This window comes from Kitasatospora sp. NPDC087315 (assembly GCF_044744345.1).
Taxonomy (GTDB): Bacteria; Actinomycetota; Actinomycetes; order Streptomycetales; family Streptomycetaceae; genus Kitasatospora.
Genome location: NZ_JBIUYD010000024.1, coordinates 118,720 through 142,331, shown reverse-complemented (window position 1 = coordinate 142,331; position 23,612 = coordinate 118,720). Strand labels below are relative to the sequence as shown.

General features: G+C 73.3%; 16 protein-coding genes and 1 pseudogene. 8 read left to right on the top strand and 9 right to left on the bottom strand.

Going from position 1 to position 23,612, the window contains the following annotated elements; genetic code table 11:
• Positions 1 to 18: 18 nt before the first annotated feature.
• Positions 19 to 984, bottom strand: a pseudogene (locus ACIO5D_RS30095) (hydrolase); the annotation flags it as partial.
• Between the two features lie 261 nt (positions 985 to 1,245).
• On the opposite strand from ACIO5D_RS30095, the gene ACIO5D_RS30090 reads away from it, so the two are divergent.
• Positions 1,246 to 2,373, top strand: a complete 1,128-nt coding sequence (locus tag ACIO5D_RS30090) for a HoxN/HupN/NixA family nickel/cobalt transporter (protein WP_400799016.1) — start codon at positions 1,246 to 1,248, stop codon at positions 2,371 to 2,373.
• A gap of 93 nt (positions 2,374 to 2,466) precedes the next feature.
• On the opposite strand, the gene ACIO5D_RS30085 is transcribed toward ACIO5D_RS30090, so the two are convergent.
• From ACIO5D_RS30085 to ACIO5D_RS30075, 3 genes are all read right to left on the bottom strand, one after another.
• Entirely contained in the window at positions 2,467 to 8,658 is a 6,192-nt protein-coding gene (locus tag ACIO5D_RS30085) for a DNRLRE domain-containing protein (protein ID WP_400799013.1), read from the bottom strand.
• Positions 8,659 to 8,901: 243 nt separating this feature from the next.
• Positions 8,902 to 9,171, bottom strand: a complete 270-nt coding sequence (locus ACIO5D_RS30080; RefSeq protein WP_400799011.1) for a hypothetical protein — start codon at positions 9,169 to 9,171, stop codon at positions 8,902 to 8,904.
• A 7-nt stretch (positions 9,172 to 9,178) separates the two neighbouring features.
• Positions 9,179 to 9,412: a hypothetical protein gene (locus tag ACIO5D_RS30075; RefSeq protein ID WP_400758619.1), complete on the bottom strand. Its 234-nt coding sequence runs from the start codon at positions 9,410 to 9,412 to the stop codon at positions 9,179 to 9,181.
• Positions 9,413 to 9,797: 385 nt separating this feature from the next.
• Here ACIO5D_RS30075 and ACIO5D_RS30070 point away from each other — a divergent pair, with 385 nt between their 5' ends.
• Both ACIO5D_RS30070 and ACIO5D_RS30065 read left to right on the top strand, forming a co-directional pair.
• Entirely contained in the window at positions 9,798 to 10,784 is a 987-nt protein-coding gene (locus tag ACIO5D_RS30070; protein WP_363613621.1) for a LuxR C-terminal-related transcriptional regulator, read from the top strand.
• A gap of 266 nt (positions 10,785 to 11,050) precedes the next feature.
• On the top strand, positions 11,051 to 13,480 hold the full coding sequence (locus ACIO5D_RS30065; RefSeq protein WP_400799008.1) for a lamin tail domain-containing protein: 2,430 nt from the start codon (positions 11,051 to 11,053) through the stop codon (positions 13,478 to 13,480).
• A gap of 96 nt (positions 13,481 to 13,576) precedes the next feature.
• Here the strand turns inward: ACIO5D_RS30065 and ACIO5D_RS30060 are convergent, their stop codons facing one another.
• Positions 13,577 to 14,512, bottom strand: coding sequence for an SGNH/GDSL hydrolase family protein (locus ACIO5D_RS30060; RefSeq protein WP_400799005.1), 936 nt, complete (start codon positions 14,510 to 14,512; stop codon positions 13,577 to 13,579).
• Between the two features lie 307 nt (positions 14,513 to 14,819).
• On the opposite strand from ACIO5D_RS30060, the gene ACIO5D_RS30055 reads away from it, so the two are divergent.
• Entirely contained in the window at positions 14,820 to 16,475 is a 1,656-nt protein-coding gene (locus ACIO5D_RS30055) for an FAD-binding dehydrogenase (protein ID WP_400799002.1), read from the top strand.
• A 258-nt stretch (positions 16,476 to 16,733) separates the two neighbouring features.
• Here ACIO5D_RS30055 and lepB read toward each other — a convergent pair whose 3' ends face one another.
• Both lepB and ACIO5D_RS30045 read right to left on the bottom strand, forming a co-directional pair.
• The gene (lepB, locus tag ACIO5D_RS30050) at positions 16,734 to 17,420 is read right to left on the bottom strand and encodes a signal peptidase I (RefSeq protein ID WP_363613613.1); all 687 of its coding nucleotides are present in this window, start codon (positions 17,418 to 17,420) and stop codon (positions 16,734 to 16,736) included.
• 75 nt (positions 17,421 to 17,495) lie between these two features.
• Positions 17,496 to 17,846 (bottom strand): metalloregulator ArsR/SmtB family transcription factor, encoded by a 351-nt coding sequence (locus ACIO5D_RS30045; protein ID WP_363613611.1) that lies wholly within the window; start codon positions 17,844 to 17,846, stop codon positions 17,496 to 17,498.
• A gap of 65 nt (positions 17,847 to 17,911) precedes the next feature.
• On the opposite strand from ACIO5D_RS30045, the gene ACIO5D_RS30040 reads away from it, so the two are divergent.
• From ACIO5D_RS30040 to ACIO5D_RS30030, 3 genes are all read left to right on the top strand, one after another.
• Complete coding sequence (locus ACIO5D_RS30040; protein WP_363613609.1) at positions 17,912 to 19,849, top strand: heavy metal translocating P-type ATPase; 1,938 nt, start codon at positions 17,912 to 17,914, stop codon at positions 19,847 to 19,849.
• Between the two features lie 29 nt (positions 19,850 to 19,878).
• Positions 19,879 to 20,283, top strand: coding sequence for a (2Fe-2S) ferredoxin domain-containing protein (locus ACIO5D_RS30035; RefSeq protein WP_363613607.1), 405 nt, complete (start codon positions 19,879 to 19,881; stop codon positions 20,281 to 20,283).
• Between the two features lie 61 nt (positions 20,284 to 20,344).
• A complete protein-coding gene (locus ACIO5D_RS30030; RefSeq protein WP_363613605.1) occupies positions 20,345 to 20,599 on the top strand; it encodes a hypothetical protein in 255 nt (84 codons plus the stop codon).
• Positions 20,600 to 20,687: 88 nt separating this feature from the next.
• On the opposite strand, the gene ACIO5D_RS30025 is transcribed toward ACIO5D_RS30030, so the two are convergent.
• Positions 20,688 to 21,353: a ThuA domain-containing protein gene (locus tag ACIO5D_RS30025; RefSeq protein WP_400656514.1), complete on the bottom strand. Its 666-nt coding sequence runs from the start codon at positions 21,351 to 21,353 to the stop codon at positions 20,688 to 20,690.
• 143 nt (positions 21,354 to 21,496) lie between these two features.
• Here ACIO5D_RS30025 and ACIO5D_RS30020 point away from each other — a divergent pair, with 143 nt between their 5' ends.
• Complete coding sequence (locus ACIO5D_RS30020) at positions 21,497 to 23,164, top strand: metallophosphoesterase family protein (RefSeq protein WP_363613601.1); 1,668 nt, start codon at positions 21,497 to 21,499, stop codon at positions 23,162 to 23,164.
• A gap of 65 nt (positions 23,165 to 23,229) precedes the next feature.
• Here the strand turns inward: ACIO5D_RS30020 and ACIO5D_RS30015 are convergent, their stop codons facing one another.
• Complete coding sequence (locus ACIO5D_RS30015) at positions 23,230 to 23,562, bottom strand: YnfA family protein (protein WP_363613599.1); 333 nt, start codon at positions 23,560 to 23,562, stop codon at positions 23,230 to 23,232.
• Positions 23,563 to 23,612: the final 50 nt, after the last annotated feature.

Sequence of the window (23,612 nt, the reverse complement as noted above, 5' to 3'; positions counted from 1 at the left end):
CGCCGGGAGCGGGCCCTAGGCCTTGGCGAGCCAGGCCGTGGCGTTGAGGGCGAGGGCGGCGTCGGTGCCCGCCGGGTCGTCCCAGCCGTTGAAGAGGGTGTTGCCCGGCTGGCCGGTGCCGTCGTCGACGGGGGAGCTGTCGCCCCAGATCGCGACCCGGCCGCTGCCGAAGGTGCTGGTGACGAAGAACGCGCCGGTGGTGCCGCTGTAGCCGGTGCGGTAGAGCAGGCCCTTGACCGACGGGTTGTCGGCGGGCTTGAGCGTGAACGTGGTGCCGTTGCGCAGGATCGAGCCGGTGACGGTGCCGAAGGCGCCGTGCAGCACCGGGTCGGTGGCGTCGTTGACCGCGCGCGGGTTGTCGGTGGCGATGTTCTTGAGGTCGACCGAGAACCCGAAGGGGTCGTTGTTGTTCACCCCGTTGTCGGTCAGCAGGTCGTTGATGATCGCGGGGGAGTCCCAGCCGTCGTTGTTGCGGTCGCTCTGGGTGTGGTCGGAGATGAGGAAGAGCCCGCCGCCGTTCTGGACGAAGCGCAGCAGGGCGGTCTTCTCGGCGGCGCTGAACCGGATGTTGGGCTCGGGGACGACGAAGGTGTCGAAGTTGGCGAGGTCGAGCGCGGCGCCGGTGCCGTAGCTGATGGTGGAGCCGGCGGGGAGGGTCTTGAGGCTGTACTGGCCGGTCTTCTGGAGGGCGACGCCCCAGGCGGAGAGGGCGCCGGTCCAGCTCTTCTCGGAGGTGGGGCCGGCGTTCTGGGCCAGCGGGTCGGGCTGGCTGGTGCTGATGATCCAGTCGGCGTTGCCGGCGGTCTCGGCCTTGCTGTTGTCGAACAGCACCCGGTGCTGGGTCCCGGCAGCCCGGGGAGCGGTGGCCCGGGGAGCGGTGGCCTGGGGAGCGGGAGTGGCCGAGGCGCTGGGGGCGATACCGGTGAGGCCGGCCGCGAGCAGCGCCGCGGCGGCCAGTGCCGCAGCGGTTCGAATGCGGATCATATGCCGTTCCTCCGTGGTGAGTTGAGGTGTCGGCGCCCGAAGTATTCGCGCGTAGAACGTGAGTATCCGTGCGTAGCGGGGCCGCCGAAAGCCTCCGGAGGTTACAAGGATTTGTATGGTGCATGACGATCGCCGGGACGGCCCTTCACACGCTCCGTGCCCGATCGCCGCCAATCCGTAATTGCACATGACTTGCAAGTACTTCCCCGCCGGGGGAAAGATGGCCCAGCTCCGTCGTCACCCCCCCGAAAGGACGACACGATGTCCAGCCCCGCCGCAGGTGCCACCGCCGTCAGATGGCGCGACCGGCTCACCCGCGATGAGTGGGTCCGCCTGGCCGGCATGGGCGGCTTCATCCTCGCGCTGCACGTGATCGGCTGGTTCACCCTGCTCGCGGTCATCGCGCCCGAGCACTACGACGTCGGCGGCCAGGTCTTCGGCGCCGGTATGGGCCTCACCGCCTACACCCTCGGCATGCGGCACGCCTTCGACGCGGACCACATCGCCGCCATCGACAACACCACCCGCAAGCTGATGGGCCAGGGCAAGCGGCCGCTCTCGGTCGGCTTCTGGTTCTCGCTGGGCCACTCCTCGATCGTCTTCGGCCTCTGCGCGCTGCTCGCCTTCGGCATCCAGTCCCTCGCCGGGCAGGTGGAGTCGGACGACTCCACCCTGCACGAGACCACCGGCCTGATCGGCGTCTCCGTCTCCGGGACGTTCCTGCTGCTCATCGGTCTGATCAACCTGGGTGCCTTCAACGGCATCCTCAAGGTGTTCCGCAAGATGCGTCAGGGCGAGTTCGACGAGGCCGAGCTGGAGGCGCAGCTCGACAAGCGCGGCTTCATGAACCGCATCCTGGGCCGGGTCACCAGGGCCGTCACCAAGCCCTGGCACATGTACCCGGTCGGTCTGCTGTTCGGCCTGGGCTTCGACACCGCCACCGAGGTGTCCCTGCTGGTCCTGGCCGGCGGCGCGGCCGCGTTCCAACTGCCCTGGTACGCCCTGCTGGTGCTGCCGGTGCTGTTCGCGGCCGGGATGAGCCTGCTGGACACCATCGACAGTTCGTTCATGAACTTCGCCTACGAGTGGGCGTTCTCCAAGCCCGTCCGCAAGATCTACTACAACCTGACCGTCACCGGCCTGTCCGTGCTGGTCGCGCTGGTGATCGGCTCGATCGAACTGCTCGGGCTGCTCGGCGAGAAGCTGGACATCACCAGCGGGCCGATCGCCTGGATCGGCGAGCTGGACCTCAACTTCGTCGGCTACGCCATCGTCGGCCTGTTCGTGCTGACCTGGGTGGCGGCGATCGGGTACTGGAAGTTCGGCCGGGTCGAGGAGAAGTGGTCGGCCGGCCTGGCGACCGGGTCCACCACCGCCGAGCGCGAGTAGCCGCAGACGGCCGAGGGCCGGCCGGCCCGGGGGGTGAACCCCGGGCCGGCCGGCCCTTTCTCCTCGGTCCTCGCTGCTACCGGTCAGGGCAGGTCAGCGCCCGTGGATCTCCACCTTCGGGTAAGGGATGCCCCAGGAGCGCCAGATCCCGGCGTAGATCTTCACGCCACCGCGGCCCCGGTTGGCCTTCTTGGCGATGTCCTTGGCCCAGTACTTGGCCAGGTAGCTGAGCGCCCACAGGGCCCAGCCGACGATCCGCGCGGCGATGTGCGGGACCTTCTGCAGCACCTTGCCGACGAACTTCGCGAACCCGCCCGCCGCGTACAGCACGGCCGCCAGGGTGTTCGCCTCGCTCCGGCTGAAGGTCGCGGTGTACTTCTTGTACCAGGCCAGCCCGGTGAGGTCGTCCATGGTGATCGGATCGACCGGGTAGCCGTAGTGGTTGGGCGAGCCCTCCTGGAGCGGGTCGAGCTGCAGGAAGCGGCCGGTGCCGGAGTCGTAGACCCGGGCGCCCATCAGGGTCAGGCCGCTGAGGCTGTCGCCGCCCCGCAGCGCCCCGCCGAGCCAGCCGTACTCGGTGCTCGCCGCGGCGTCCACCGGGTTGCCGTACTCGTCGTAGTGGTAGACGGCGAGGTCCTCGGTGCCGTCCGGGGAGAGCTGGACGGAGACGTCACCGTGCAGGTTGGTCAGCAGCAGGACGACGCCGCCGTCGGGGCCGGTGGCCGCCGTCAGCTGGCCGGTGAGGTCCTGGACGTTGCGGGTGAGCTTGCCCGCGGCCGTCCTGGACCAGGTGGGGCTGTCGGTGCCGGCGCCGTAGTGGTTGGTGGACTGCTCGGTGACGGCCCAGGTGCCGTCGGCGCCCTTGGCCTCGGTGGTGACCGAGGCGAGCCGGCCGGCCGCGTCCAGGTCCCAGGTCTTGCGCTGGTCGCCGAGGGTCTCGCCGCGCAGCAGGTCGTTGACGTGGTAGCTCAGCGCGGTGCCCTTGGGCAGGGTGGTGGTGCGGCCGAGCGCGTCGTAGGCGTAGCCGGGGCCGGTGAGCCGGTCGGCGGTGTCGTAGCCGGAGTTGACGGTGGTGGTGACCGTGTCGTTGGTGGCCGGGTCACAGTCGTCCGAGACGGTGGTCAGGCCGGTCCGGTTGCTGTTCTTGTCGAAGGTGTAGGCGCGGCTGGAGCAGGCCAGGCCGGTGGTGTCGGCGGCCTTGGTGAGCCGGCCGGTCGAGTCGTAGGTGTAGTCGCTGGTGGTGCTGTTGCCGTCGCTCTGGGTCCGGCCGGCCTGCTGGCCGTGGACGGTGTAGTCGGCGGTGTCGGCCAGCAGGACGGTGCCCGACTGGTTGGTGTAGGTCTTGCCGGTCTTGATGCCCCGGCTGTCGTAGCTGGTGGTCAGGGTGTTGCCGCCGGGCAGCGTCTGGGTGGTCAGCCGGCCCTCGACGTCGTAGCCGGCGGTGAAGGTGCCCGCGACCGAGTCGGTGAGCGAGGTGGGCAGACCGCGCGGGTCCTTGGCGGTGTCGTAGCCGTAGGTGGTGGTGGACGGCACGGAGTCCGACCGCTTCACCACCCGGTCCAGCAGGTCGTACTCGGTGGTGGTGACGTTGCCCGCACCGTCGTCGTACGAGACCTCGCGGCCCAGCCGGTCGTAGCCCTGGGCGATGGTGGTCGTGCCGTTGGTGACCGTGGCGGGCTGGCCGTTGGCCGGGTCGTAGCTCACGGTGAGGTCGGCCACCGGGGCGCCGGTGCCGCCGGTGACGGAGACCTTCGCCGGGCGCCCGGCGGCGTCGTAGCCGCGGGTGGTGGTGCGGGTGACGCCGTTGGCGACCTCGGTGAGGACGGTCGGGTTGCCCCAGCGGTCGTACTGCTGGGTCTTGGTCGGCAGCTGGAGCGGGTTGGCGCCGCCGCCGGCGATCTGCGCGGCCGGGCCGGTGGAGCAGACCAGGTCGGCCCACTCGGGGCGCCCGGCGCAGGCGCCGGTGCCGGTGGCGCTCCAGTACGTGGTCACCGTGGTGGCCGCGTCGGAGCCGTTGGAGTTGGGGCGGCTCTGGGTCACGACCCGGCCGGCCGCGTCGTAGCCGGTGGTGGTGGTGATCTTCAGATCGGCCGGGTCCTGGACGGTCCGCACGGGCAGGCCCTTGGCCCAGTCGTAGCCGGTCGCGGTGGTGCGGGCGTCGGCGTCGGCGGGGTAGCCGTCGACCCGGGCGCCGAAGGTCACCGTGGTGGAGCGGTCGCTGACGGCGGCGTCCGCCGGGCGGCCCTCGTCGTAGGCGGTGACGGTGTGGGCACGGGCCGGGACCTCGGCGCCGGCCGCGAGGGCCGGGCTGGTGCCGGAGGCGGCCAGGCCGTGCTCCAGGGTGACCAGTTGCAGCGGGTCGAGCTGGTCGACCAGGCGCTTGCCGTCGGCCGAGTACGCCGACAGCGAGGAGAGCACCTGGGCGCGGTCGGCCGTGGAGCGGCCGGCGATGCCCAGCTCCCGCAGGGTGGCGAGGTCCTTGCCGGTGGTGGCGAGGGCCAGGATGCGGTTCTCCGCGGAGAGGGTGCGCACCGTGCTGCCGAAGGCGTTGTACTCGGTGGTGGTGATGCCGCCGCCGGGGGTGGCGGTGTTGACCTCGCGCCCGGAGGCGTTGGTGTAGGTCAGCGAGGCGCGGGTGTACGCGTTGGTGCCGAGCGCCTTGCCGTCGTGGCTCGCCGGAACGGCGTCCGGCGGCAGCACGGCGGTGGCGTCGGTCGGGGCGTCGCTCTGGCCCCAGGCCGCGACGTCGGACGGGCCCAGCGGGTACGGCGCGTTGGCACCGCTCAGCGGGACGTCGTAGACGACGGAGGTGGTGGCGGTGCCGCTGGTGACGTCCTTGCTGCCCTGCTTGAGGGCGGGCCGGGAGGCCGCGAGCAGCATGCCGTCGCCGGCCGTGGCGGCGTTGCCGGCCTTGCCGTACTCCAGCGTCCACGGCAGCTCGCCGGGCCCGGTCGTGGTGGTGACCCGGCCGGCCGCGTCGTAGCCGTACGCGGTCTTCAGCGCCGGGCTGATCCGCGGGTCCCAGACCTCGCGCAGCCGGCCCGCGTCGTCGTACGCGTACTGGGTGACCACGACGGGGGTCGCCGCGGCGGCGCCCGGGTCGGTGGACCAGAGCCGGATCTGCTTCACCTGGCCGGTGACGTCGCCGAGCGTGGCGGAGGTGGCGGTGGTGGCGGTGGCGTAGACGTACTCCAGCACCCGGCAGCCGGCCGTGGCGGGCACGGCGGCGCAGGTGGCGGAGGCGGCCGCCGAGGTCGGCGCGACCACGTACTTCGGGCGGGCCAGGGTCTTGCCGCCGGTGACGACCTTCTCCGAGACCACGCTGGTGGTGGAGTTCTCGCTGGGCAGCGAGGAGCCGGTGGCCTGCCAGGTGGTGGCGGCCGGGTCGACCTTGGCGAAGGTGACGGTGGTGCCGGCGGTGTCCTTCAGGGTGAAGGAGCCGGTCAGCGCGCCGGTGAGGGTGAGGTCCTCGGCGCCGGGCTCGGGCTTCCAGCCGCCGGCGCCGGTGGCGGTGAAGCCGGTCTCGGCGCCGTCGGCGGAGACCACCGCGAGCGAGGTCGGCGACGTCTGACGGACGTACCGGTAGGCGACGTCGGTGATGTCGGCGGTGGTGCCGGAGCTCCACTGCGGGCCGAAGATCGCGGCCTGGCCCTCCTGTGCCGAGCCGTTGGCGGGGCGGCGGGAGGAGTAGGAGCGCTCGGCGGAGAGGCCGAAGCCCGCGGCGTCGGTGGCGGCGAGGGCGAGGTCACCGGTGAGGGTGTTGACCTTGCCCGGGCCGACGGTCGTCTCGGGCGCCGTGCCCGCGTTGCGGTCCACCGTGACGGTGTTGGGCTCGGTGGCGTCGGTGGCCGTGCCGTCGGTGAACACCGCGCGGACGTCCACCGGACCGTTCTCGGCCAGGGTGTCGGTGATGTTCCAGGTCAGCGCGGCCGGCTTGCCCGCGGGGGCGGCGAACGGCCAGCCGGTGACGGCCTTGCCGTCGGTGGTGGTGACGTTGGCGGCCGGCACGTCCTTCCAGGCGTCCGTCTCACCGCGCCGGTACTGGTAGCGCACGCCGGTGTAGGTGCTGTTGCCCTCCGCCTGGAGGGAGGTGCGGCGGGCCGGGCGCTCGCCGGCGCCGGGGGCGACCAGGGCCGAGCCCTTGCCCGCGTAGAAGGTGTACGTCTTGTCGGCGGAGACGTTGCCCGCCGCGTCCCGGGTGTGCGCGGTGACGGTGTGCGCGCCCGCCTTGAAGCCGAGCGTGGCCTTCACCGGGGCGCCGGTGGTGGCGACGGTGACCCAGGCGCCGCCGTCCAGCCGGTACTGGATGTCCTTCACGTCGCTGGTCGGCGGGGTGAAGGTGAAGGAGCCGCTGTAGCCGCCGTTCGCGTCCGGGGTGCCCGCCCACTGGCCGGCCGGGAAGTCCCCGGAGGAGACGGTGGTCGTGCCCGGCGCGGTGGTGTCCACGGTGAACGAGCGGAAGCCGGACCAGGCGCTGTTGGCGGTGCCGTCCCAGGAGCGCGAGCGCCACTTGTAACCACCGGGCGCCAGCGCGGTGGTGGGCGACCAGGTGAAGGTCGAGCCGGAGGCCGCGTACGGGGTGTTGCCGGCCTGGAGGGCCGCGGTGCCGTTGGCGGCCCAGACCTCGAAGTCCAGCTTGATGTTGCCGCCGTCGGGGTCGGTCGCCTTGGCGGACAGGGTCGGCTTGGCGTCGCCGGTGAGCGCGCCGTCGGCCGGGCTGAGCAGGGTGGAGACGGCCGGCGGGGTGTTGTAGGTGACCGACAGGTACGGCGTGTTGGAGGACGCGTTGCCGGAGTTGAACTTCTTCCAGCCGTACGGGTCGCTCTCGTCGGTGGCCCGGATGCCCAGGGTGTTGCTGGCGTTGCCGTTGCCGGCCCAGGCCTGGACGAGGGCGGTGATGTCCTGGTTCACCCAGCCGTCGTTGCAGGAGCTGGAGTAGCCCTTGGTGGCCGTGGAGGTGGCCCACTTGCGGTTCCAGCCGGGCTGCGCCGTCCAGCGGGTGCTGGTGCTCGCGCTGCCGGTGTCCCAGACCTCCCAGCCCTTGGCGGTGCAGGACCAGGAGTGGAAGTTCCACAGGTTGAGCTTGCCGCTGGTGATCTGCTTGCCGCTGATCTTCGCCATCGGGAACTGCAGGAACGAACGGGCCTTCTGGCCGGAGCCGTTGTTGCCCAGCTTCAGCTCGGTCTGGGAGGAGACGTCGGTGCCGTACCCCTCCTGGACGAAGGTGTCGAAGCCGACGCCGATGTTGACCGCCGGGTCGATGGTGACGGGGTACTTGGTGTTCGGGTCGTTCAGGAAGGCCGCGTCGGGGGTGAGCGTCAGGTCGACGTCGTCGCCCCGCTGGGTCACCTTCAGGGTGACCGGCGCGGTGCGGGTGTGGTCGCCGCTGCGCTCGTCGACCTGGGCGTCCCACATCACCGGCGCGGGCAGCTGGCCGGCCTCCTGACCGGTCTTCGGGTCGAGGAAGGAGACCGAGTTGTCGGCGTTGTGCCGGGCCTGGAGGCCGGCCGCGTTCAGGGTGAGCGTGACGCTGCCGTTGGCGGCGACCGCCGAGCGGTCCTTGAGCTCCAGGAACTGCTCGAAGCCGGTCCGGGTGGACTCGATGACCAGGTCGGTGGCGGTGAGCGCGTTCTCGTACCGGGCCTTGGCGCCGTCCACGGTGGGCGCGGGCAGGGTGCCGCGCCAGGACAGCGACATCGCGGTGCCGGCGCCGTTGTCCAGCGAGAGCAGCGGAGTCGCCGGGGCCTGCTGGTCGCCGGCCGGGGCGCCGGCCGCCTTGAACCCGGACACGGCGGCGGGCGGGGTGGCGCCGGCCAGGGCGAGGTTCAGCGGGTGGCCCTTGGCCTTGACGCTGCCGTCCGCCTGCCGGGCGAGGTTCACGTCGATCGGCTGGAGCTTTCCGGACTTGTCCTTGTAGCGGACCGGCCCGGTGGCCATGTCGAGCGTGGTGGTGCCGTCCGGGTTGATCCAGGTGGTGGTGGACTCGGTGCGCTCGTCCGTCACCTCGATCCGGCGGTTCTCCAGCCGGGCCTTGAGGTGGGCGGTGGCGAGGTCCGGTGCCTCGGCCGGGCCGAGTGCCTGGGCCTGCCGGGGGGTCGGGGCCTGCGGGGTGACGGCGACGGCCTGGCCGGTCGCCATGATGACGGCGGCGGACTCGGCGGCCAGGACGACGGCGAGCGCGACGGCGGTCTTGCGCAGGACGCCGTTGTGGCGGCGCCGGGCGGTCGGGGGCGGTGCGGCGTCTCCGGCTCCTGGGCGGGGGAGTGCGCCGTGGGGGTGTGGCATCGGGCTCCTTTGAGGGTCTTGACGGCTTCGACGGGCTTGTTTCCGGCGGGCTCGACGGCTCGGCTCCGGCGGTCGGCTCCGACGGCTGGCGGAGCATGCCGACGGAGCTGCGCACAGCTCACGTGATGTGGCCATGCCAGTCATGAGGGGGTAAAGCGATCGATATGAATCGGCCAAAATGGCGGGGGACCGGGATGGGGGGAAACCCGCCCGGAAGATCAGAAAGCGCGCACGGTCGCGGAGTTACCCCAGCGGCAGTGCGAAGCGACCGGACGGCCCGGCCGCCAGGGCCCGGTCGAGCAGGGCCTTCGCCCGCAGCTCGGCCACGGCCTCGTCCGGCGCCCGGACGTACAGCACCAGACCGACGCCCTCCGGGACGGCGCGGGCACGCACGTGTTCCAGGCCGTCGCCCGGGCCTGCGGACCCCCACAGGGCGGCCTGGATGTCGGCGGCCCCGGCCTCGCCCGGCGGGGTGGCGGAGACGTCCAGGAGGGTCAGGTGGACGGCGAACACCGGGAGGTCAGTCCCACCCGATGGTGCCGCCGTCGACGGGGGCGCCGTCCCAGCCGACCGGTCCGGCCGGCGGGGTGTCCCAGCCGATGCCGCCGTCGTCGGCGCCGCCGGCGGCGGTCACGGTGACGGCGGCGGTGGCGGGCGCGGCGGGGGAGGGCTGGGCGACGAAGGCGGGTGCGGCGGCCGCGGCGAGGGCGAGGGCGAGAACGGTGACGGCGAGCGGGCGGACGGTCTTGGGCACGACGGTTCCTGTTCTGTGCAGGGGAGGTGCGGGGCTGTTCGGGCTCAGGGCTGTTCGGGCCCGGGACCCGGCCGGGTTCAGGGCTCGGCCGGGCTCTGGGACGAACGGAGGCGAACGGGGCTGAACGGAGGTGAGGGTGGGTCACGAGGATGGCTGCGCGCAGGGTGAATCCTCCCGGCGTCCGCCCGGCGGCGGGAGGGGCAACCGCGGGCAGCATCAGGACAGGCAGCTTGCTGCAACCCCCGCCGGGCGCACCCCGCCGGGCGGCCGCGCGGGGCCGCCCGGGCGCTTGACCGGATCATGTCTTGTGGCGGCGCCGCGGCGGCGGAAAGATCGAACCGGTGGGCCGACCGGACATCCGTTCGACTGATCAGGGGTCGCTGAAGTGCTGGAGCTGCTGGGGCTGGACGCGACCGCCGAGGCCGTCTACCGGGAGATGCTGACCGACCCCGAGGGTGGCGTCGCCGAACTCTGCGAGCGGCTCCGACTCCCCGAGGCCGCCGTCCGCGAGGCCCTGGACCGGCTCGCCGACCTCACCCTGCTGCGGGCCTCCCGTGACCGCCCCGGCGCGTTCTGGCCGGTCAGCCCGGAGCGCGGCCTGGAGCTGCTGCTGCGCCGGCAGGAGGAGGAACTCGCGCGCCGCCAGCAGGAGCTGGCCGTCTCCAAGGCGGCCGTCGCGCGGGCCGTCGCCGAGTACGCCATGCTGCGCACCAGCACCCTGGTGGACGGTGGCGAGCGGCTGGTGGGCCTGGACGCGATCCAGGCCAAGCTGGAGGTGCTGACGGCCCGGCTGGCCGGCGAGTGCCTGGCGGTGATGCCCGGCGGCGCGCAGTCCGCGGCCAGCCTGGCCGCCTCCCGGCCGCTGGACGAGGACGCCCTGCGGCGCGGGATGAGTCTGCGGACCATCTATCAGGACAGCGTCCGCAACGACCCGGAGACCTTCGCCTACGCCCGCTGGATGACCGGCCTCGGCGGCAAGGTGCGCACCGCACCCGTGCTGCCGCCCCGGATGCTGGTGTTCGACCGGCGCGCGGCCGTGGTGCCGATCGACCCGGAGAACACCCGGCTCGGCGCGCTGTGCACGGAGGAGCCGGGCATCGTCGCCTCGCTGGTCGCCCTCTTCGAGCAGACCTGGGAGACCGCCGTCCCGCTCGGCGACGACCAGCCCGAGGACGTCGGCACGGGCCTGAGCGCCGGCGAGCGCGAGCTGCTGCGGCTGCTCTCCACCGGGCTCACCGACGACGCGGCGGCCAAGCGGCTCGGCGTCTCGGTGCGGACGGTGCGCCGGCAGATGGCCGCGCTGATGGAGCGGCTGGACGCGGCGAGCCGGTTCGAGGCGGGTCTGAAGGCGGCTCAGCGGGGCTGGCTGTAGGGCTTCGTGCGGGCCGGAGACCTGGGCGGCGGTACCGAAAGTTCACCACCGGGGTCTTGTCGCGTCATTTTCTACGCGCGTATCTTGAGCGCTGCGGGGGACGGCCGTCCGGCTCCCGCGGCTGTCTTCTACGCGGGTAGCGCGCTGTCCGCGCCTGCCTGACCCACCCTCACGGCCCGGCGGTCCCACCTGCGCCGGGCGAACGTGCCACCCCCGTCCGCCGTGTCCCGACCGTGCCGCACGGCTGAGCAAGGAGTCCTGCCCCGGTGACCACGCCCCCCGCTCCCCGCCCCCGCTCCCGCCGGGCCCTGCTGCGCGCCACCCTCCTCCCGGCCGGGCTGGCCGTCTCGCTGGTGCTCGTCCCGCTGCCGGCCGCCGTGGCCGCGCCCTCCGCCGACGCGGTGATCTCCGAGGTGTACGGCGGTGGCGGCAACTCCGGTGCCACCCTGAAGAACGACTTCGTCGAGCTGGCCAACAAGGGCGGTGCGGCCTTCGGCCTGGACGGCTGGAGCGTCCAGTACATATCCGGGACCCCGGGCCCGGCCTCCCAGTGGGGCGTCACCCCGCTGACCGGCTCGATCGCCCCCGGCGGCCGCTACCTGGTCGGCGAGGCGGCCGGCGCCGGCGGCACCGTCGACCTGCCGACCCCGGACGCGGCCGGCTCGCTGGCGCTGTCCGGCACCAGCGGCACCGTCGCCCTCGTCCGCGGCACCGACCCGCTGACCTGCAAGACCGCCGCCGACTGCGCCGCCGACCCGCGCGTGCGCGACCTGGCCGGCTTCGGCACCGCCGTGATCCACGAGGGCTCGGCCGCCGCCGCCGGGGCCTCCAACACCGCCTCGGTGGCCCGCCGGGCCGACCTCGCCGACACCGACGACAACGCGGCCGACTTCACCGCCGGCGCCCCGACGCCGACCAACAGCAAGGGAGAGGTCGCCGAGGGCTCCACCCCGACCGGCCCGGCCGAGCCGGGCAGCGTCCGGATCCATGACATCCAGGGCAGCACCCGCCTCTCGACCCGCACCGGTGCGACCATCGCGGGCGTGCCCGGCATCGTCACCGGCGTCCGCGGCTACGGCTCCAAGGGCTTCTGGATCCAGGACCCGAACCCGGACGCCGACCCGGCCACCAGCGAGGGCATCTTCGTCTACACCGGCAGCGCCACCCCGACCGTCAAGGTCGGCGACTCGGTGCTGGTCACCGGCAAGGTGACGGAGTACTACCCGAACTTCAACAGCGGCTCGCAGTCGCTCACCCAGCTCACCAACCCGGCCGTCACCGTGGTCTCCTCCGGCAACCCGCTGCCGGCGCCGGTCGTCGTGGACACCCGCAACATCCCCGGCACCTACACCCCGCAGGCCCCGGCGGGCGGCACCATCGAGTCGCTCCCGCTCCAGCGGGAGAAGTACACCCTGGACTTCTTCGAGTCCCTGGAGGGCATGCTCGTCCAGGTCAAGGACGTCCGGGTGATCCAGGCGACGGACAAGTACAACGAGCTCTGGGTCGCCGCCGACAAGCAGGACCAGAAGAGCGCGCGCGGCGGCGTGCTGTACGAGTCGTACGCCGAGCCCAACGTCGGCCGCCTGATGGTGCAGCAGCAGGCGCCGGTCTCCCAGCAGCCGTTCCCGGTCGCCAACGTCGGCGACGTGCTGACCGGCACCACCACCGGCCCGCTGGACTACAACGCCTTCGGCGGCTACACCCTCGTCGCGGGCACCCTCGGCGCGCTCCAGGACAACCACCTCCAGCGCGAGGTGACGGCCCCGACCGCCGACCGCGAACTCTCCATCGCCACCTACAACGTGGAGAACCTCGCCCCCGGCAACCCGGACGCCAAGTTCGCCGAGCTGGCCCAGGGCGTCGTCACCAACCTGCGCTCGCCCGACATCGTCGCCCTGGAGGAGATCCAGGACAACAACGGCGCCACCAACGACGGCACGGTGGACGCGAGCGAGACCGTCGCCAAGTTCATCGCCGCGATCAAGGCGGCCGGCGGCCCGGCCTACGAGTGGCGCTCGGTGGACCCGGAGAACAACAAGGACGGTGGCGAGCCCGGCGGCAACATCCGCCAGGTCTTCCTGTTCAACCCGCAGCGGGTCTCCTTCACCGACATCCCCGGCGGCTCCGCGACCTCCGCCGTGGACGTGGCCGGCAAGGGCTCCGCCGCCTCGCTGACCGCCTCGCCCGGCCGGATCTCGCCCACCGACGAGGCCTGGGCCAACAGCCGCAAGCCGCTGGTCGGCCAGTTCGACTTCCGCGGCAAGAAGGTCTTCGTCATCGCCAACCACTTCAACAGCAAGGGCGGCGACCAGGGCATCGACAGCCGCTTCCAGGCCCCGGTCCGCAGCTCCGAGGTGCAGCGGATCAAGCAGGCCACCGTCGAGCAGGCCTTCGTCGCCAAGCTGCTGGCCGCGGACAGGAACGCGAAGATCGTCTCGCTGGGCGACTTCAACGACTACCAGTTCTCGCCCGCGCTGGCCGCGCTCACCAAGGACCGGGTGCTGCGCGACCTGGTGAACGAGCTGCCGGAGAAGGAGCAGTACTCCTACGTCTACCAGGGCAACTCGCAGGTGCTGGACCACATCCTGGTCAGCCCCGAGGTCGGGTACGCCAAGTACGACGTGGTGCACATCAACAGCGAGTTCGCCCAGCAGGCGAGCGACCACGACCCGCAGGTGGTCCGCATCAAGCCGTAGTGTGCGAGACCGAGGGGGCGCGACCGGGGTTCGGTCGCGCCCCCTCGGGCGCTTTCCGGGTCGGCTGTCCGGGCCGGCCGGCCGCCCGGGCCGGCGTCAGCGCAGGGCGGCGAGCACCGCGTCCGCCATCACCTTCTCGCCGGTCGCGTTCGGGTGGAACGGCACGGCGGGGGAGCCCGGCAGCGCGCCCTCGATCCAGCGGTCGGCGGAGCAGACGTCGTGGCCGGCGGTCGGGGCCGCGGTGTCCACGTAGGTGGCGCCGCCCGCGGCGGCGGTCGACCGGAGCATGGTGTTCAGCCGGCCGAGCACGCCGTGCAGGTACTCGACGTCCCCCGGGGTGATGGGCTGGCGCAGTACGCAGGCCGCCCCGTCGGCGGGCAGCACGGACGGGTAACCGACCACCAGCACACGGGCGTTCGGCGCCTTGGCGTGGATCCGCCGCAGTGCGTCGGCGATCTTCGGCCCGGCGGCGGCGATCCGGTCGGCGAGGTCGTCGTTGCCGTACTGCCAGGACCAGCTGCTCCAGTCCCAGTGGCCGTGGTTGTAGACGTCCCGGCAGGGCGTGCCCAGCGGGTTGACCACCGCGCCGGCGAGGCAGGTGGCGATCACGTCGCCGACCCCGAGGTCACTGGTGCCGAGGTCGTTGCCGCCGATGCCGAGGGTCACCAGGTCGGTGTCGGCGGTGACGGCGTCCAGTTGCGGGTCGTTGACCCGGAGGAAGGCGTCGTACTGGGGCTGCGTCATCGCCTTCACCTTGGCCGCGGCGCAGGTGACATCGGTGTACGCGCCCGCCTTGAGGGCGGCGGCCACCAGGTGGCCGTAGTTGCGGTCGGAGCGCAGGCAGAGGCCGGCCGACTGACCGGGCACACCGGCGCCGGCGGCGTACGAGTCGCCCAGCGCGACGTAGTGCCGGGGGGTGGCGGTGGCGGCCTGCGCGCTGGTGGAGGTCAGGGCGAGCGCGGCGCCCAGGGCGACGGCGCCGAGCAGGGCGGACTTCTCGGCCGAACGGGATTTCCGGGCAGGGCGGAGCACGGTTCCTCCTGGGGGGAGAGAAACGGGTGGGGGGCGTGCGAGCCGGGCCACAGCTACTGCTACTGGCAGGTAAGTTACTGCCAGGTTTCGCCTCCGTCCATGCACCGGGCGGAATTTCCCGAAAAACCGTCAGGGATATTCCCGAATAACGCTCCACCGGGTATCGGCGGTATTTCCGGTACACCGCGGAGCGGAATTCCCGCCGCGGCTTGTTACCGACCGGTTGACTGGCCCCGCCGCAGGCCGCAGTATCGGGCGCACAGCGGCGGCGCCCCCTCGCCGCCCGGACGGCCGATGGAGGACCCGCATGGCCCTGGACGCCGACGTCATCGTCATCGGAGCCGGACTCGCGGGGCTCGTCGCGACCGCCGAACTCGCCGACGCCGGACGGAAGGTGATCCTGCTCGACCAGGAGCCCGCGGCCTCGCTCGGCGGTCAGGCGCACTGGTCCTTCGGCGGCCTCTTCCTGGTCGACTCGCCCGAGCAGCGCCGGATGCGCATCCGCGACTCGCCCGCGCTCGCCTGGCAGGACTGGCTCGGCAGCGCCGGCTTCGACCGCCCCGAGGACGCCTGGCCGCGCCGCTGGGCCGAGGCCTACGTCGACTTCGCGGCGGGGGAGAAGCGGGCCTGGCTGCGCGCGCAGGGGGTGCGGTTCTTCCCGGTCGTCGGCTGGGCCGAGCGCGGCGGGCTGCTCGCCGACGGCCCCGGCAACTCCGTCCCCCGGTTCCACATCACCTGGGGCACCGGGCCCGGGCTGCTCGAACCCTTCGTCCGCCGGGTCCGGGCCGCCGCCGGGCGCGGCCTGGTGGACCTGCGTTTCCGCCACCGGGTCACCGGCCTGTCCGCGCACGCCGGGGCGGTCGACACCGTCAGCGGCGAGGTGCTGGTGCCCAGCGGCGCCGTGCGCGGCGCGGCGAGCTCCCGGGAGGTGGCCGGCGCCTTCGAACTGCGCGCCCAGGCCGTGATCGTCACCTCCGGCGGCATCGGCGGCAACCACGACCTCGTCCGCAAGGCCTGGCCCGCCCGGCTCGGCACCCCGCCCGCCCGGCTGCTCTCCGGTGTCCCCGCGCACGTGGACGGTCTGATGCTGGAGATCACCGGCGGGGCCGGCGGCAACCTGATCAACGGTGACCGGATGTGGCACTACACCGAGGGCATCGAGAACTGGGACCCGGTCTGGGCCCGGCACGGCATCCGCATCCTGCCCGGCCCCTCCTCGCTCTGGCTGGACGCCCGCGGGCGGCGGCTGCCCGTGCCGCTCTTCCCCGGCTTCGACACCCTCGGCACGCTCGACCACATCATGTCCACCGGGCACGACCACACCTGGTTCGTGCTCAACCAGAAGATCGTCGAGAAGGAGTTCACCCTCTCCGGCTCCGAGCAGAACCCCGACCTCACCGGCCGCTCCCTGCGCGGCGTCCTCGGCCGCGCGCTGCCCGGCGCGCCCGGTCCGGTCCGGGCGCACCTGCGGCACGGCCCCGACTTCGTGGTCGCGGGCAACCTGTCCGACCTGGCCCGCGGCATGAACGCCAGGACCCGTCAGGCGCTGATCGACCCGGACGAACTGCGCCGGGTCGTCGAGGCCCGGGACCGCCAGCTGGCCAACCCCTTCGCCAAGGACCTCCAGGTCACCGCCATCCACGGCGCCCGCCGCTACCTCGGCGACAAGCTGATCCGCACCGCCGCGCCGCACCGCCTCCTCGACCCGGCCGCCGCCCCGCTGATCGCCGTCCGGCTCCGCGTCCTCACCCGCAAGTCGCTCGGCGGCCTGGAGACCGACCTCTCCGGCCGCGTCCTGCGGCCCGGCGGCGAGGTCCTGGAAGGCGTGTACGCGGCTGGCGAGGCGGCCGGCTTCGGCGGCGGCGGTGTGCACGGCTACCGCTCCCTGGAGGGGACCTTCCTCGGCGGCTGCCTCTTCTCCGGCCGCACGGCGGGCCGCGCGGCGGCGGCCGCGACGGCGTAGCGGCGAGGCGTGTCGGCCGGCATCGACATGGCACTCCACCTGGTCGAACGCCTCGCGGGGGAGCAACTGGCCCGCACCGTCCAGCTCTTCATCGAGTACGGCCCGCAGCCGCCCCTGGGCGGTATCGACGGGAGCCCGGCCGACCTGGACTCCTTCAGGCCCCAGGCACGCGCCATGCTCGATTCGGCGCCGGCGGACCACCCCGAACTCCTGGCCCGCCTGACGGACCGACACCGCGGCCCCGCCGCCGGGCCGGTGTCAGCCGGTGAACGCGCCGGCCCGGCGGCGGGAGCGGAGCACGGCGGCGGCGACGAAGCCGATCACCCCGGCGACGAGCAGCAGCCCGCCCCCGCCGACCGCGGCCAGCGGGGCGACCAGGCCGACCGGCAGCGGCTCCGAGCCGCCGCTGTGCCAGACCACCCGCTCGCGGACGTCCGCGGCGGCGACGGTGCCCTGCTGGTCGTCGAGGAACATCCGGGAGTCGACCGATTCGGCGCGGTAGTCGCCGAGCAGGAAGACCCGCCCCGGCGGCACGGTCGCGGTGTACGCGGGGAAGTTCCCGTTGGGCGAGCCGTCGTAGGTGTAAGGCTCGGTCAGTGGCTGCCCGTTGACGGTGACCGGCCCGTCGGCGCGGCAGGTCACCCGGTCACCGCCGAGGCCGACGACCCGCTTGACGATCAGGCCCGACATGGTCCACGGCGACTCCACGAGGACGACGTCGCCCCGCCGTACCTCGGAGGCCCGCACCGTCTCGGTGAGGATCCGGCCGCCCGGCTTCAGCGTCGGGCTCATCCCCCCGCTCTGCAGGGTGCGCGGCGAGTAGTCGAACGCCACCAGCACCAGCCCCAGCACCGCGGTCAGCAGCCCCGCCGCCGCCACCCCGGCCGATGTCCAGAGCGGCCACCGCTTCGGCCGTCCGGATCCCGGTCCCGTGACCAGCGCCATGCGTCGCTCCTCTCGCACCGCGCGGACACCCCGCGCGATCGCGGGACACCTTAGCGGTCGTGATCGCGGGACGCCTCAGCGCTCGTCGGTCAGGCCGAGCCGCAGGTGGTCCACGTGGTAGACGGCCTGGTCGAGGAGGGCGGCGACATGATCGTCGTGGAGGGAGTAGACGACCGAGCGGCCGCGGCGTTCGCCGACCACGAGGCCGAGGTTGCGCAGCAGGCGCAGCTGGTGGGAGCAGGCGGACTGCTCCATGCCGACGGCGTCGGCGAGTTCGGTGGCGGCGCGCGGGCCCTCGCGGAGTTCGGCGAGTATCAGCAGCCGGGAGGGGGTGGCGAGGGCCTGGAGGGTGCTCGCCACCTTGGCCGCGTTGGACGCGTCCAGACGCATCCGCGGCACGGCGTTCTCGGCGGTGGCGTGTCCCATGGGGGCATCCTACGGTGGCCGTGATGAATGAAAGCTTGTTCATGTGTTCCTGTATCGTGACGCCCATGTCCGCCACCGTGCTCACCCGTCCGGCCCCCGCCGCCCCCGCGGCACCGCAGCCGCGCCGCACCCGCGTGCTGGCCCTGCCCGAGGCGCGCTGGGCGGCCGCCGCCACCGTCGCCTTCCTGGCCGCGCTCGCCGTCCACCTGCCCGGCGGGCCCGCCTGGGCGTACGGCCCGCTGTACGCCGTCGCCTACCTCGCGGGCGGCTGGGAACCGGCCTGGGCCGGACTGCGGGCGCTGCGCGGGAGGACCCTGGACGTGGACCTGCTGATGGTGGTCGCCGCGCTCGGCGCCGCCGCCATCGGACAGGTGCTGGACGGTGCGCTGCTGATCGTGATCTTCGCGACCAGCGGCGCCCTGGAGGCACTGGCCACCGCCCGCACCGCCGACTCCGTCCGCGGCCTGCTCGACCTCGCCCCGGCCACCGCCTGCCGGTTCACCGCCGACGGCCGGGAGGAGACCGTCCCCACCGCCGAACTCGCCGTCGGCGACACCGTGCTGATCCGCCCCGGCGAGCGGATCGGCGCCGACGGCCTGGTGCTGGACGGCCGTAGCGACGTCGACCAGGCCACCATCACCGGTGAACCGCTGCCCGCGGCCAAGGCCCCCGGCGACGAGGTGTACGCCGGCACGCTGAACGGCGCCGGCGCGCTGCGCGTCCGCGTCGGGCGCGACGCCGCCGACACCGTGATCGCCCGGATCGTCGCCCTGGTCGAGGAGGCCTCCGAGACCAAGGCGCCCACCCAGCTCTTCATCGAGAAGGTCGAACAGCGCTACGCCGCCGGCCTGGTGGCGGCCACCCTGCTGCTGTTCGCCGTCCCGCTCGCGTTCGGCGCGGAGCTGACCGGCACCCTGCTGCGCGCCATGACCTTCATGATCGTCGCCTCGCCGTGCGCCGTGGTGCTCGCCACCATGCCGCCGCTGCTCTCCGCCATCGCCAACGCCGGACGGCACGGCGTGCTGGTCAAGTCGGCGGTGGTGATGGAGCGCCTCGGCCAGGTGGACGCGGCCGCCCTGGACAAGACCGGCACCCTCACCGAGGGCACCCCCCGGGTCACCGAACTGCGCCCGTCGGCCGGCCTCACCGAGGACGAACTGCTGGCCCTCGCGGCCGCCGCCGAGCACCCCAGCGAGCACCCGCTGGCCCGCGCGGTGGTCGCCGCCGCCCGCGAGCGCGGCCTCGCCGTCCCGGCCGCCGCCGACTTCGTCTCCACCCCGGGCGTCGGCGTCCGCGCGGTGGTCGGCGACGCGGTGATCGCGGTCGGCGCGCCGGGCCCGCACCGCGCCCACCCGCAGGTCGTCGAACTGGAGGAGGCCGGCCGCACCGCCGCCGTGGTGCTGCGCGACGGCGAACCCGTCGGCGTCCTCGGTCTCGCCGACCGCCCGCGCGAGCAGGCCGCGGCCGCCGTACGGGGCCTGGCCGCGCTGACCGGGCGGCCCCCGGTCCTGCTCACCGGGGACAACCCGCGCGCCGCCGCCCGGCTGGCCCGGGAGGTCGGCCTCACCGACGTCCGGGGCGGGCTGCTGCCGCAGGACAAGGTGGCCGCCGTCCGTCAACTGGCCGACGGGGGCCGCCGGGTGCTGATGGTGGGCGACGGCGTCAACGACGCGCCCGCGCTGGCGGCCGCGCACAGCGGCATCGCGCTCGGCCGGGCGGGCTCGGACCTCGCGCTGGAGACCGCCGACGCGGTGGTGGTGCGCGACGAACTGACCGCCGTCCCGGCCGTGGTGGCGCTCTCCCGGCGGGCCCGCCGGCTGGTGGTGCAGAACCTGGTGATCGCCGGGGCGTTCATCACCGCCCTGGTGGTCTGGGACCTGGCGGGTACGCTGCCACTGCCGCTCGGTGTCGCCGGGCACGAGGGCTCCACCGTGCTGGTCGGCCTCAACGGCCTGCGGCTGCTGCGCGAACGGGCCTGGCAGCGGGCCCTGGAGAACGAGTAGGGCCCTGGACCACGAGGAGAGCTGATCCGATGAGCCGTCGAGACCGCGAGCGCAGGCCGGCGCCCGCAGCCCCGGTGACCGTCACCGTCTGCCGGGGCTGCTGCTGCGGCACCCAGGAGAAGCACCCGGGCGTCGACCACGCCGGCCAGTACGAGCGGCTGCGCGAGGCGGTCGGCGCCGCCGGCAAGGTCCGGGCGGTGAAGTGCCTGGACGCCTGCGCGCAGTCCAACGTCGTGGTGGTCGGCCCCTCCGGCGAGGGCCGGCTGGCGGGCGGCCGCCCGGTCTGGCTCGGCTGGGTGCTGGCCGAGGACATGATCGACGAGATAGCCGAGTGGGTGCACGCCGGTGGCCCCGGCCTGGCCGACCCGCCCGGTCTGCTGGACCTCCAGCAGATCACCGTCTCCCGCCGGGTCCGCGACGGTCTCCCGGGCTGATCCGGACCGCGCCGCCGGGCACTACCATTTCCAGCAGTGCCGGCATGGGAGGAATGACGACGTGACCACGGTCTGCCGCATCTGTGCGGGCACCGGCCGCACCGCCGGCCTCAGCTGCCGCACCTGTCAGGGCACCGGCACCACCGAGGTCGGCGGCGGTGGCGGCAACTGCTTCCTCTGCGACGGCACCGGCGTCTACGTCCGTTACCGCGTCGACGCCACCGGCGCCAAGCACGCCTACCGCGACGAGATCTGCCGCACCTGCGACGGCACCGGCAACCGGGCCCCCTCCACCTGGGACGACCCGGCCTCGTAGACGCCTGCCCGTGCCACGGCCGCGAGCCGGCGCGCCCGGCGGCGCACCGCGGCAGGGGGAACGGGCGGTCCTGGTGCGTCGGCAGCGGTCAGGGCGAGATCCCCAGGTGCCGCAGGCCGCCCAGGAGGTGGGTGCGGAAGGCGGGGTCGGCGTAGGCCTCGGGGGAGTGGCCGAGGGAGGTGTAGAAGGTGGGGGCGCCGTCGTGTTCGCCGCACCAGGCGAGCGGGTGGGCCGGGCCCCGGCCCATGGTGGCGCCCCGGTAGTCGGCCTCGTCGACGGTGAGCAGGACGCGGGCGCCGTTCTCGCGCGGGTCGGAGCGGAAGTCGTACCACTCGTCGGTCCACTCCCAGCGGGCCGGCAGATGGGCGGTGGCCGGGTGGCCGGGGTCGGCGACGCGGACGGGGGCGGCCTGGATCGGCGGGTGGCCGGCGAAGCGGGCGCCGACCAGGCCCTCGAACCAGGGCCAGTCGTACGCGGTGGTGGACGCCGCGTGCACGCCCAGCCAGCCGTGACCGGCGGTCAGGTGGGCGCGCAGCGCGTCCTGGCCGGCCTCGTCGAGGACGTCGCCGCCGGTGGAGAGGAAGACCACGGCCGCGTACCGGCGCAGCGCGTCCGGCCGGAAGGCCGCCGGGTCCTCGGTGGCGTCGGCCGTGAAGCCGTGCCGCTCGCCGAGTTCGCGGAAGGCCCGGGCGCCGTCGACGGCCGAGGCGTGCCAGAAGCGCAGGTTGCGACTGTAGATCAGGATCCGGGTCATGACGGATGATCCTGCCAGGTACGCATACGCACCGGCCCTTTACCGAAGCATGGTCGAACGTTGGCGTTCGACTGACCGGCGCGCTGCGGCTCGTTCACCGCGCGTCCGCGTGCGGTCAACGCGTCGCTGGAAGAGTCCCGCCCATGGATATTCCGAACATGGGCGTGCCCGCGAAGCTCGCCGACCGCATGAGCATGGCCGAGCAGCACGAGTACCTGCGGGCCCGTCACTCCCGCCGCCGGATGCTGCGGGCCGGCGCCGTCACCGTCGGCGCGCTGGCGGTGGGCGGTGCGCTGGGCACCGGCACCGCGACCGCGGCGCCGGCCGGCCCCCAGCTGCTGACGGGCGGTGTGGCGGACGGCATCGACGGTTCGCTGGTCGCCCCGATCGGGCGTCACCTCTCCTTCGGGCCGGAGCCGGACACCCAGTTCCGGGTCTCCTGGCAGGTCCCGGCCCCGGTGAAGAAGCCGTACCTGCGCTTCGGCAAGCAGCCGTGGGACCTCAGCCACAAGGTCCAGGCCGAGGTGCGCGCCCTGCACACCCCCGCGCTGACCCCGACCGGCCAGCCGGTGGACCAGTACTACCTGCACGTCGCGCTGGAGGACCTGCAGCCCGACACCACCTACTACTACGGTGTCGGCCACCAGGGCTTCGACCCGGCCTCGCAGCAGGCGATCTCCACCCTGAGCACCTTCCGCACCGCGCCCTCGCGCGACCACCGCTGGGGCAAGGTGTACGAGCCGTTCACCTTCACCGCCTTCGGCGACCAGGGCGTCAGCTCGCACGCGGCCGGCAACGACCACATCATCCTGGCCCAGAACCCGGCCTTCCACCTGCACGCCGGCGACATCTGCTACGCCGACCCGGCCGGCTCCGGCCAGGACTCGGACAAGACCTCCTACAACGCCCGTACCTGGGACGCCTTCCTGGCCCAGACCGAGACGGTGGCGTCCAAGGTGCCGTGGATGGTCTCCTACGGCAACCACGACATGGAGGCCTGGTACTCGCACAACGGCTACGGCGGCGAGAACACCCGCTTCTTCCTGCCGGACAACGGCCCGGACCCGCGCACCGTCCCCGGCGTCTACACCTTCCGTTACAAGAACGTCGGCGTCATCTCGCTGGACGCCAACGACGTCTCCTACGAGATCCCGGCCAACCTGGGCATCTCGGCGGGCAAGCAGACCAAGTGGCTGCAGCGCACCCTGAAGGACCTGCGCAACGACGAGACCATCGACTTCGTCGTGGTCTTCTTCCACCACTGCGCCTTCTCCACCACCCACCAGCACGCCTCCGAGGGCGGTGTCCGCGAGGCGTGGGTGCCGCTGTTCGAGAAGTACCGGGTGGACCTGGTGATCAACGGCCACAACCACGTCTACGAGCGCACCGACGCGATCCTCGGCAACAAGGTCTCCAAGGCGGTGCCGAGCGGCGCCACCATCGAGCCGGCCACCGACGGCGTGGTGTACGTGACGGCGGGCGCGGCCGGCCGCAGCCTGTACTACTTCGACGCGCCGGACACCTACGAGGGCCACGAGAAGCGGCTCGACTCGGTGAACACCTACCACTTCGCCAAGGGCGGCGTGAAGGTGACCGAGACGGTCGAGTGGTCCCGGGTGCGCTACACCGGTTACTCCTTCATCAAGGTCGACGTCACCCCGGCCCACCTGGGTCAGAAGTCGGCCATGAAGGTGACCGCGCTGGCCGAGGACGGCACGCAGGTCGACCACTACACGATCCTGCGCAAGGTCGGCGAGGGCTGGGACAGCACCACCGACGACGACGGCCACGGCGGTGGCTGGGGCTGGTAACCGGCCCGGCGGGGAAGCGTGTTGACGGGCCCCGGCGCCGAAGGGGAGCCCCCGGTGCCGGGGCCTCAGCGCCGGGGCCCGTACATGATGACGGCGACCCCGGCCAGGCAGATCAGTGCCCCGGCGACGTCGTAGCGGGTGGGCCGGAAGCCGTCCACCGCCATGCCCCAGAGCAGTGAGCCGGCCACGAACACCCCGCCGTACGCGGCCAGTACCCGGCCGAAGTGGCTGTCCGGCTGGAGCGCGGCGACGAAGCCGTAGCCGCCGAGCACCACCACGCCGACCCCGGCCAGCCACCACGGCCGGGCCTCGCGCACGCTCTGCCAGATCAGCCAGCAGCCGCCGATCTCGGCGAGCGCGGCGAGGGCGAACAGGGCGACGGAACGCAGCACGGTCATGGACGCCGAGCCTACGTCGTCGGTCCCGGGCCGCCGGAACCGCGCCGGCC